The 2,599-nt window shown below is 39.4% G+C and carries 1 protein-coding gene and 1 pseudogene; one reads left to right on the top strand and one right to left on the bottom strand.

The window, feature by feature from the left end; translation table 11 throughout:
* Positions 1–390 (top strand): annotated as a pseudogene (locus HMPREF2963_RS09590) (IS3 family transposase); the annotation flags it as partial.
* Between the two features lie 78 nt (positions 391–468).
* Here HMPREF2963_RS09590 and HMPREF2963_RS06225 read toward each other — a convergent pair.
* Positions 469–2,013, bottom strand: coding sequence for a degradosome RNA helicase CshA (locus HMPREF2963_RS06225; RefSeq protein WP_006270613.1), 1,545 nt, complete (start codon positions 2,011–2,013; stop codon positions 469–471).
* Between the last annotated feature and the right edge of the window lie 586 nt (positions 2,014–2,599).

Raw genomic sequence — 2,599 nt, 5'->3', positions numbered from 1 at the left:
AATCGTGAGATGGTAGCTTACACCATTTCAGATTGTCAAGATACTGACTTTGTATTGGATACGCTCAATCAATTGGAATTGCCTAAGGGAGCACTTTTACACAGAGATCAGAGCTCTGTTTACACCTCGAAAGCTTATTACCAAGCTTGCACAGAAAAAGGCATCACCCGCTATATGTCCCGTAAGGGAACACCAGCAGATCATGCCTGTATCGAATAGTTTCATTCTGTTCTCAAGTCTGAAACCTTCTATCTCCATAACTGGAGAAACTTAACCAAAGATAGTATAACAGATATTGGCGAAAAATACATCATATTTTATAATGAAAGTAGAATTCAACAGAAATTAAATGACCAGTCTCCTGTAGATTACAGAAAACTGGTCGAATAAGAGGGGTTTTTCTCTTGTCCCATTATTGGGGTGCAGTGCCGAATGTTTATTCGCCTTTTTATTATTATATAGTTATAGTTATTTATCACCTTTATTCCGAATCACAAAACCTGTTTTCTTCTCACTTGAAGTATTGCGTGGTTTCTTGTGCTCTTTGCGATAGCGTTTTTCTTTGTCAAAATACTCATTGCGACCGCCCTTTTTGTAATTGCCACGTCTGCTACCACGTTCACGACGATTTCCACCTTTATTATTCCGATTCCCCTTATTGGCACCAGAAACATATTTAAACGGTAGTGGTTTCTCACGCGCAATTTCCACTTCTGGAAGAGTATCTGGATCTTGCACCGTTAGGCTCAAGATATATAAGGCTAACTCTTCTGGCGTAAATTCAGCTGCTAGCTTACGAGCATCTTTACCAAATTTCTCAAAATTGCTGCGAATGGTCTCATCTGCAAAATCTCGCTCAATCTTTTTGAGGGCTACTTTTTTCTTAGCTTGAAAGGCTTCTTCTGCAGTTGCTGGCTTCATACCTTTCATGCGTTTCTTGGTCAGATTTTCGATAATCTGCAGATAGCCCATTTCATTTGGAGCTACGAAAGTGATAGACTGACCTGACTTACCAGCACGACCAGTCCGACCAATCCGGTGAACATAGCTTTCTGGATCCTGCGGAATATCGTAGTTGTAGACATGGGTCACACCAGAAATATCCAATCCACGTGCAGCTACATCTGTTGCAACAAGAACGTCTAAATTGCCATTCTTGAAATCACGAAGTACACGGAGGCGTTTTCCTTGGTCTAAATCGCCATGAATCCCTTCTGCTCGGAAACCACGAATCTTGAGACCACGAGTCAATTCATCTACTCGGCGTTTGGTACGCCCAAAAACAATAGAAAGTTCTGGCTGCTCTACATCCATAAGACGTGTCATGGTATCAAATTTTTCATTTTCCTTGACGCGGATATAGTACTGGTCTACCAGCTCAGTAGTCAGCTCTTTAGCTGCAATTTTCACATGTGTTGGTTCTTTCATAAACTTCACACCAATCTGCTTGATAGCATCCGGCATGGTTGCTGAAAAGAGAAGGGTCTGACGGTCTTCTGGCACACGGGAAATGATAGACTCAATATCTTCCAAAAAGCCCATGTTAAGCATTTCGTCTGCTTCATCTAAAATAAGCGTTTCTACATGATTGAGTTTCAACGCCTTACGCTTAATGAGGTCTAATAAACGCCCTGGGGTTCCTACGACAATGTGAGCACCTGATTTCAAAGCTTTAATTTGCTTTTCAATGCTAGACCCGCCATAAACTGAGCGGACTTTGACACCCTTACTACGACCAAATCTAAAGAGTTCTTCTTGACTCTGTACTGCTAATTCACGAGTCGGTGCAATAATCAGTGCCTGAACAGTTGGATCCTCTGTATCAATCTTTTCCAGAGTAGGAAAACCAAACGCAGCTGTTTTTCCAGTACCAGTCTGGGCTTGTCCAATGACGTCTTTTCCTGCCATAGCCAGCGGAATGGTCTGTTCTTGAATCGGGCTAGCTTCTACAAAACCAGCTTTGTCAATTTCTGCTAACAATTCAGCAGACAAATGTAATTCATTAAATTTCAATTTTTTCTTCTTTCTAAAAGGCAGTACGAAGCTACCTTATAAGACATTTTGGCTCTTCTTTTTATTAAAAATATGGTTTCTCAAATCGGAATACTAAAAAAGCGCCAACTTGGTCGCTAGTTACCATTAAACAGAAAAGCTTTTAGTTTTTGCAACCTACTTAGTATAACATAAAGAATAGTAAAAAGATAGAACTGATAGCGTTTTACTTGAAAATTAATTAGAAGTCTAATAGATACTATGATAAAATTAGCTTCTTCTCTTCTTTATACTTCCTTTAGATATTTAATTATAAAGAAATATTTAAAATGAGAACCATATAAAACAATTTACACTAATCATATAGTACTCACGTTGCTAGTTGACAAAAAATTCTAAATGGTAGGCTAAAAGAACCTGTTCAATCTCCAATTGCCATTCTGCTAAAGACCTAACAATCGGGTGCTCAATGTCAAACATTGCATTTAGAACAAAGATTCAAGTTTCAATAGTTCCTCGAATGGCTAGAATTGCAGGAATGTTACGCTCATCAATGCCCTCCATATTTTTACGAAGCGGCGTCCAAAGATGAATCCCCTTTGCCTCC

The organism is Streptococcus sp. HMSC067A03 (assembly GCF_001814295.1).
Classification (GTDB): Bacteria; Bacillota; Bacilli; order Lactobacillales; family Streptococcaceae; genus Streptococcus; species Streptococcus constellatus.
This window is presented reverse-complemented; position numbering and strand designations above follow the sequence as displayed.